The organism is Microcoleus sp. MON1_C5 (assembly GCF_036701875.1).
Lineage (GTDB): Bacteria > Cyanobacteriota > Cyanobacteriia > Cyanobacteriales > Microcoleaceae > Microcoleus.
Genome location: NZ_JAUBRN010000005.1, coordinates 152877 through 160937, shown reverse-complemented (window position 1 = coordinate 160937; position 8061 = coordinate 152877). Strand labels below are relative to the sequence as shown.

General features: G+C 46.5%; 7 protein-coding genes and 2 pseudogenes. 1 reads left to right on the top strand and 8 read right to left on the bottom strand.

The features are described 5' to 3' along the window. Positions 1-168: 168 nt before the first annotated feature. The 8 genes and pseudogenes from QUA71_RS04320 to QUA71_RS04285 all read right to left on the bottom strand — a co-directional run bounded on the left by QUA71_RS04320 (position 169) and on the right by QUA71_RS04285 (position 7162). On the bottom strand, positions 169-1797 hold the full coding sequence (locus QUA71_RS04320) for an FAD-dependent oxidoreductase (RefSeq protein ID WP_333282587.1): 1629 nt from the start codon (positions 1795-1797) through the stop codon (positions 169-171). Between the two features lie 184 nt (positions 1798-1981). Next, positions 1982-4063, bottom strand: a complete 2082-nt coding sequence (locus tag QUA71_RS04315) for a ribbon-helix-helix protein, CopG family (RefSeq protein ID WP_333282573.1) — start codon at positions 4061-4063, stop codon at positions 1982-1984. 60 nt (positions 4064-4123) lie between these two features. Next, a pseudogene (locus QUA71_RS04310) lies at positions 4124-4549 on the bottom strand (hypothetical protein). 25 nt (positions 4550-4574) lie between these two features. Beyond that, positions 4575-4649, bottom strand: a pseudogene (locus QUA71_RS04305) (phycoerythrobilin:ferredoxin oxidoreductase); the annotation flags it as partial. A 74-nt stretch (positions 4650-4723) separates the two neighbouring features. Then, positions 4724-4939 carry a hypothetical protein gene (locus tag QUA71_RS04300; RefSeq protein ID WP_333282571.1) on the bottom strand — a complete coding sequence of 72 codons (216 nt, stop codon included), beginning with the start codon at positions 4937-4939 and terminating at the stop codon, positions 4724-4726. 126 nt (positions 4940-5065) lie between these two features. Continuing rightward, positions 5066-5206 (bottom strand): hypothetical protein, encoded by a 141-nt coding sequence (locus tag QUA71_RS04295; RefSeq protein WP_333282568.1) that lies wholly within the window; start codon positions 5204-5206, stop codon positions 5066-5068. A 101-nt stretch (positions 5207-5307) separates the two neighbouring features. Continuing rightward, the gene (locus QUA71_RS04290) at positions 5308-5964 is read right to left on the bottom strand and encodes a HEAT repeat domain-containing protein (RefSeq protein WP_333214724.1); all 657 of its coding nucleotides are present in this window, start codon (positions 5962-5964) and stop codon (positions 5308-5310) included. 295 nt (positions 5965-6259) lie between these two features. Further along, positions 6260-7162 carry a phosphodiester glycosidase family protein gene (locus QUA71_RS04285; protein ID WP_333282565.1) on the bottom strand — a complete coding sequence of 301 codons (903 nt, stop codon included), beginning with the start codon at positions 7160-7162 and terminating at the stop codon, positions 6260-6262. Positions 7163-7236: 74 nt separating this feature from the next. Here QUA71_RS04285 and QUA71_RS04280 point away from each other — a divergent pair, with 74 nt between their 5' ends. Beyond that, the gene (locus QUA71_RS04280) at positions 7237-8046 is read left to right on the top strand and encodes a pentapeptide repeat-containing protein (RefSeq protein WP_333282562.1); all 810 of its coding nucleotides are present in this window, start codon (positions 7237-7239) and stop codon (positions 8044-8046) included. Positions 8047-8061 lie beyond the last annotated feature (15 nt).

Here is an 8061-nt window from a genome sequence, read left to right as displayed (position 1 = left end):
GATGCACCTTACTTGCTCTCCATTTTTGGACACCATACCTAATTTACCACTATTTGAGCCTTAACTGAACCGTATTGAGTTCCGCCTAAATTTAATCGCGCGATAGTTACATCTCTCGCGCGATTAATTATTTTTTGCGCTAGGGAAACGGCACGGTGCGGTGGCCTCTTAGATTTTAGAGGCGGCTTCCATTTGCCGCACGACTGTTAAAGCAGAATAGGAAACGCCTGCCGTTCCTTCTCCGGGATGGGTGGAGTCGCCCACTAACCACAAGTTTTTAATTGGTGTGCGGTTGGCAAATCCGAAGGGGCCGAAGGTTGGTATTCGCTGCCCAATACCACCCACAACGCCTCTATCTCTCGCTGTGTAGCGGGCAAAGGTGCGGGGTGTGGCGGCTTCTTGATGTACGATCGACTCTGGCGTCAAATTGAAATATTCGCTCAAACGGGCGATCGCCCCGACAGTATATTTTTGCTTCAATCCTTCATAATCAACCGAATTCCACCACATTCGAGTATCAGTAAATGACGAAGCGATAATTGTGGCCATTCCCTTCGGTGCTCGGCCATCTCCCGGATGGCTGACTGAAACAAATAATGAATTATTCTCCCCAATCTCGCCGTCGTAATCGTAGAGAAACTGAAGGTGCGGCCGACAATTGGCAGGAATTGCACTTTCATGCACTCCCAAATATATCACGAAAGCACCGGATGCGGGCGGCAATTTATCGACTCGATATTTGTAGCCTGCCATTTGATTTGGGAGTTGGTTTTTTGTCTCTGAACTCTCTGATTTAACGGATAAATTATCAGTTAAATTATCAGTTAAATTTCCGACACTCGGCTCGCTTGACAACAATTTTACTAAATTTTGCGCGGTCACGTTGGCAACAATGCGATCGGCTGTTTCTGTCCAAACTTCGTCGGTTTTTTGATTGCGAATCACTATACCGGTGGCTTTGCCGTTGGCGGTGACAATACTTTCAACTGTGTGCCGCAATAAGACTTGACCTCCGTAGAGTTCGATCGCCTCTACAAGTCGATCGCTCAACACCTGCATACTTCCTTTTAGATGATACAATCCCTGCGGCTCTTGCGAAACTCCTAAAGCCGTCGCCGCGTAAAGTAGCGCCGTTTCTTCTGTATCGACTTGAGAATACAATTTTAACTGCAAATCCAGAAAAGTTCTCAAGCGCAAATTGTCTCCCAACCCGCAAAGCCGCAAAGCATCTCCAACTGTCATAAAAGTGAAAGGCAAAGTAATTAAAGTATTGGGGCGAACAGCTTGAATTAATTGCCACAAATCCCAGAAGTTTCTGGGCGGTAAAACTGGATCGCGCCCTTGAAAGTTCCAGCTAGCTTTGAACAATGCAGACAATAATTGCCAAAAACGTTCGCTTCCGGGAAACTGCCGCTGTCTTTCTTCCTGCCACTTTTGCGGATCTCGCCAGACGCTAATCGGTGCGGTTTCTCCGGGCAAAAACACCGCACAAGCGGGATCGCAGGGTGTGGCTGCGGGGATTTCTATGTCTAATTCTGAGAAAATTCGGTGGTGAATGCCTCCGGGTTCCAATCCTGCAACCTGCGTGGCGCCGACATCGAAGGTAAAGCCTTTGCGTTTGAAGGTGGAAGCGCATCCTCCGGGGACGATCGCCTGGTCTAAGACTAGCACTTTGTATCCTCTGCGTGCTAGCAGGGCTGCTGCTGTCAGCCCGCCGATTCCGCCTCCAATTACCGTGACGCGGCCCTTAGTGTCTGCTGGATTGGATTTGCCAAAAGGGGTGCGATCGCCTGTCATAAATTTATTTATTGTAATATTTCTTAATAGTATGCTCATATTTGGCAATAAAAAGCTCTTGTAGCGACAGGTTGAAATCTATCGCTACAAGAGGAAGGAGGCCGAGTTGACAGGACATTTCAGGGGTAAGGTGCAGCCGGATCGTCCAAAGCAACCCGAGTTTTTGCCGTAGCCGATTGGAGAATCAGGGACGCCGCCACTTGTTGAGATAAGCTTCGCCAATCCCCGCGACAGCCTGCATTTGAGCTAGCTGTTCCCGTAAAGATTTGATGGTTCTTAGCTGTTCTTGAGACTGTTGCTGCAAAGCGTCGTAATTTCGCTGTATCGCCGCACTCTGGCCCAATTGATTTTCCAGATATTGCAACTTGGTCAATTTAACTTGGAGGTCGCCGATCGCACTTGACTTTTCTGCTAACTCGTGCTGCAAAGATTCGTAACTCGACTTCGACACGGTTTCCTGGAATTGGCTTTCGAGATTTTGCTTTTCGGTGGCGAATTGCTGCTGCAAAGATTCCAGAGCACTGGATTTTTCGGCCAGTTGCTGCTGCAAAGATTCCAGAGCACTGGATTTTTCGGCTAGCTGTTGCTGAAACTCGTGTTCCCGGTGTTCTCTTTCGGCCAGTTGCTGCTGCAAAGATTCCAGAGCACTGGATTTTTCGGCTAGCTGCTGCTGAAACTCGTGTTCCCGGTGTTCTCTTTCGGCTAGCTGCTGCTGCAAAGATTCCAGAGCACTGGATTTTTCGGTTAGCTGCTGCTGAAACTCGTGTTCCCGGTGTTCTCTTTCGGCTAGCTGCTGCTGCAAAGATTCCAGAAGACTGGATTTTTCGGCTAGCTGCTGCTGAAACTCGTGTTCCCGGTGTTCTCTTTCGGCGAATTGCTGCTGCAAAGATTCCAGAGCACTGGATTTTTCGGCTAGTTGCTGCTGAAACTCGTGTTCTCGGTGTTCCCTTTCGGCGAATTGCTGCTGCAAAGATTCCAGAGCACTGGATTTTTCTGCTAGCTGCTGCTGAAACTCGTGTTCTCGGTGTTCTCTTTCGGCGACTTGCTGCTGCAAAGATTCCAGAGCACTGGATTTTTCTGCTAGCTGTTGCTGAAACTCGTGTTCCCGGTGTTCCCTTTCGGCGACTTGCTGCTGCAAAGATTCGATCGAACTTTCGCGTTCACTCAACTGCTGCTGTAAACTTTCGTAACTTGACTTGGTTACTGTTTCCTGCAATTGGCTTTCGAGATTTTGCTTTTCGGTAGCTAATTGCTGCTGCAAAGATTCGATCGAACTTTCGCGTTCCGTCAACTGCTGCTGTAAACTTTCGTAACTTGACTTGGCTACTGTTTCCTGCAATTGGCTTTCGAGATTTTGCTTTTCGGTAGCTAATTGCTGCTGTAAAGAAGCGATCGAACTTTCGCGTTCCGTCAACTGCTGCTGTAAACTTTCGTAACTTGACTTGGCTACTGTTTCCTGCAATTGGCTTTCGAGATTTTGCTTTTCGGTAGCTAATTGCTGCTGTAAAGAAGCGATCGAACTTTCGCGTTCCGTCAACTGCTGCTGTAAACTTTCGTAACTTGACTTGGCTACTGTTTCCTGCAATTGGCTTTCGAGATTTTGCTTTTCGGTAGCTAATTGCTGCTGCAAAGAAGCGATTGAACTTTCGCGTTCCGTCAACTGCTGCTGTAAACTTTCGTAACTTGACTTGGCTACTGTTTCCTGCAATTGGCTTTCGAGATTTTGCTTTTCGGTAGCTAATTGCTGCTGCAAAGAAGCGATTGAACTTTCGCGTTCCGTCAACTGCTGCTGTAAACTTTCGTAACTTGACTTGGCTACTGTTTCCTGCAATTGGCTTTCGAGATTTTGCTTTTCGGTAGCTAATTGCTGCTGCAAAGAAGCGATCGAACTTTCGCGTTCACTCAACTGCTGCTGTAAACTTTCGTAACTTTCTTGCAGCGGATTTGGCTTTACACTCACCGAGTCCGATAGAGTTTCTGCCGTTACAGCGTCATTAATTTCGCTTTCTTCGGCTGTTTCCCCTTGCAAGTCGGGGGTCTCTACCTGCGTTTCTTCACCTTTTTTCCAAGTGACAGTAACTTCCGTCTTGTCCTTAGAAATATCCAGAGCGCCTTGTGCCAAGCGTTCTAGGAGTTCCGACCTTGATATTCCGAGCTTTTGAGCGATCACGTTTAATCGAGCGGCACTAGAAGAAGTCAGCGAAAGTCCGACTTTGACTTTACTCTCTGAATTGGAACTAACTACATTGCGATTTTTTTTGACCATTGGCATTTTCCTCATGCCAACCTACACTTATTAGTGTAGTGGCTGAAGCTTCTATTAAAATTAATTCTTGTTACTTACCAATTGTGCCAGCTTCCGTTCCCAATTGAACAAAAATCCTTGAATATACTCTTGCGTCCATTCCTCGCCGTAGAACCACTTAAACATTCCCTCGGCCGAGTTTTTTTCGGCACGATACCGCAGATAGCACAGTTGAGCTTGTCAGATACTATCTAACTTTGTGCCCGATGTCACCGATTCGGCGCGATCGACCAAATCCAAATCACCCGCCACATAGTCTTTGAACACTGCAAAAACGCGAGTTTCCACAACTTCCGTTTCCTTGGCGCGAGTGCACAGAAACGGCCACGAGAAAAACTGCTTCGCTTCCTCTGGAAAGTGGCCACCCCAGGGAAGGTGCGGTTGATGAGCTTGAAAAATATGTTTGATGCCCAGTACACTTAGCCTGGTAGTGAGCGTCGCCGCCAAACAAAGGCTGCATATCCAAAGTAATTAAATGGCAACCCGGCAGCGTTACCAAATCCGCGCCAAAAAACGGCAAATCAAAGTTAAGATGCGGGAATATCACAAAATTGAGAACTTGCAAGCTGCCGTCTTAACGTGAGTCACCCCAAACTGCTGCAAATTCGGGGATGCAAAAGTCTAACTGGTAGTTACGATTTCCTGACTTTGTTTTTTTCCTGTGCCGACTGTAGCTTCCTTCAGTTCAAACCCTTGTGGAATCTGGTAATACTGTAAGTCTAACCAATTTTTAATTTTAGCGATCGCCGCATCTAAAAAAGGCTGAGCAAGAATGATATCAACCTGTAGATTAGAGATTTTACCTCCTAAATCTACAGGTTGATAGTAAAAAATCAAGTTTTTTTATTGTCTATTTGAGATTTGAGATTTGAGATTTTATTTACTCAATCGAGAGGTTTCTAGTCCTGACTAAATTTATTACGGCGAACTTGTTTTATTGAGAAATATATGTAAACTTAGTGGTCATCGCGAGTTCGCGGTTACAGCTAAAGGCACAGCATCTTCAAACAAAAATTTCTCAACAAATTTCTCAGCCCATTCGTGACCGAAATAACTGCTAAACAATCCCGAAGCCGGGTCTTTGTTGCACTGTATCCGTAACATTGATAAATTGGGGATGGGCAGCGCGATCGGGCTAATCTAGGGGCGGGTTTAAGAGTTTAAGGGCAGCTACCAATGTCTGCTCGATCTTGTAAGCCCTTGTTTTACAGGGAAGCTTCCAAAGTCGCACCTGCAACCCGATGATCTCGATCTTTTGCCAAATAGCTCACAGCAGCGCGAGCTTGAGGATTGTCAAATTTGCTCAGCGCGCGAGCAACTCGCAGCCGAATTCCCCAGTAATCCGCGCTCACAAGAGGTAATAATTGCTGCAAAGCCTCTTCTTGCTTCTGGGTATTGGCCAGCAGACCACATCCGTCAATTGCTGCTTCCTGAACTGGTACATCTTCGCCGCCAAGACCGATCGCACAAATTTCAAATATTGCATCAGGACACTGCATTTCGTACAGCGGAGCCATGATACTGCGGCGGACGAGCCAATTGTCATCGCGGCGAAAAGCTTCGACTAAATGAGAAATTGCCTCGGTTCCGAACCTTGACAAAGAGTTAGCGGCTTCTGCTCGCACGTTCGGATCGCGATCGAACTGCATCATTTTTAACAGCGCCGCAAAAGCTTCCGCAGTTTGAATCTGCCGCAATCCCATCGCCACGAACGATCGCACCATAAACTCGCGATCGTCCACTTTGCTCAGCAACATCGGTAGCGCCACCGCAGAATCGCACTTTCTCAGAGCCGTTACCCCCCGCAGCCTGTCTTGAGAATCCGAACTTTGCAGCGCTGCTTGGATTTCGCTAATTTTCATAAGCCAATTATATATTTTTGTTACTTTTCTTTACAATTTTAGCAATTATTCCCGGATTTTGGGCAGATTTAAAAAAATTTCACTGCTGAATCAGAAATTTTGTGGGTATTTAAGCGAGCTTTTGTATTAGTAATGAAGGCAATCAGTACCCTATTTATTTGAGTAGGCGGAGGCATCCTTTATTTTTTTAAATAGGTTTTAACAGCCTATTTTTTACAAGCAGCGGCTTGGGTGCCGGGGACAATACAATCACTTTAAAACTCAGTTATCGGACCTACAAGCGCAATTTACACCACTAATTTTCCCGCGCATAAAATCCTAAATGATTGGCAATTGGACGTTCCTGCATGGGGATTTTATTCTGAATCGGAGCATTCAACAGTTTCGCTTTTGACGGCGATGCTACTGCAAAACTTACCGACCCGCCGCCATCTAAATTTAGCACTGTCTCGGCTCCCAACTGCATCGAAATATCAGTTATTTCGCTCAATTTCAGCCCTTCACTGTAAAGCCTCTGCTTGCCGTCTACCAGAATTAACCACAACTTGTCGCCTGTTTTGTCGATCGCCGCCACTGCACGGGGATAGGGTTTATCCTGTTTGCGTTCTTCCTGACTTTGTGCTACGGGTTTGCCATTTTTCACCAGTAAAGTATCTCCGGCAACTGCATAGGCTGTCCCCGCAGGACAAGTGCCGTTTTCGATTATTTGAGCGCGGTTTTTGGCATCAAAACAAAGGGCGGGAAAGCCTGGATCTGGTTGAGAATAAGCTTGGCTTTTGGCAATGGCGTGTCCGACATTATTTACTCGATCGCCACTGCGGGGATAGTAATCCCAAGGTGCTTTCTCGATGCAGGGATAAAAAAAATTGCCGTTGACTGCTAATTGCAATTTAAATTCTTTCAGGAATTCAGTAGCGGTGCGGGCATTGGTTTCTGTTAAATCGGGTGTTGGGTTTCCGGGAGTGACAAAAATTCCTATTCCCGGCGCTTTTAGGTCGATGCTAACAATGTGAATTAGGGTGGGACGCGGATTAGTCCGAAATTCCCTGCGGTAGTCTATTCCTTGAAAGAGCGATCGGGCTTCGTTGGTTTGTTCGGGACGCAAAAAGTAGGGAATGTTGTAGAGTAGTATTGGTGCGAGCAATATTCCGAGACCGAGAATCGGCCAAATTTGTTTGAGAGTGGGTCGATCAGTCATACCATTTTAGATTTGAGATGGGGGACGGGAACACTGACAGATTTCTTATATATTTTCCAGCATCCTGTACTAATATGAAGTATTCGGATTCCAATAATTTTAGCAATCAAATTTTACGAAATCGATCGTTCCAAGGACAAGTTCTTAACGGTGCTGATTTCAGCGGTGCGGATGTTCGAGGCTGCAATTTTAGAAATGCTCAGTTAGCGGGTGCGAATTTTATCGGTGCGAAAATCGGGCTTTCTCGGCGACAGATAGCTGTTTTGAGTGCTGGGGCGATCGCGATTTGTTTGGTTGTGGGCGATGTTCTGACTCGACTGATTTTGGGAACTCAAGGACAAGTAGCGGACTCTCGCAGTTGGCCTTTTGTTCTGTTGCTGTACGGGGTTTTGAGCGCTGCTGGTTTCGCTTCGGCGATCGCCAGCAAACAGCCACAAACCTCAAAACTGGGTAAATTGGCACGAACAATTTCTGCTATTCTATCAGGAGCTTTGTTGGGATTTTTCTATGCGGGCACTGCAACTAATAATAATTCCCAGGCTGCTCTTGCTGGAATGGCGATCGGCGGGGTGTTAATGTTTTTTGTGAGTTCCCGGATTCGCGGTCAATTTGCACAGGTGGCGATCGCATCGGCTGGAAGTGTGGCGACTTACGCAGCGGCTTTTTTGTTCAGTGCAACGGCGAGCGCTTTTCTGAGCACTCACAAACTGTTGTGGGGTATGTGTTTCGGTTTGCTGTCGCTGCTGTATCTTTGGTTTGCGTTTGTGTCTTTCTCCGCTATTGTTCGAGAGATTGGAAATGCTGAGGGTACTTCGTTCAGAGGGGCAAATCTCGCTGATGCTAAGTTCGATATAAATTACCTCAATCTAAAATCTAAAATTTAAAATCTCAAATTCCCT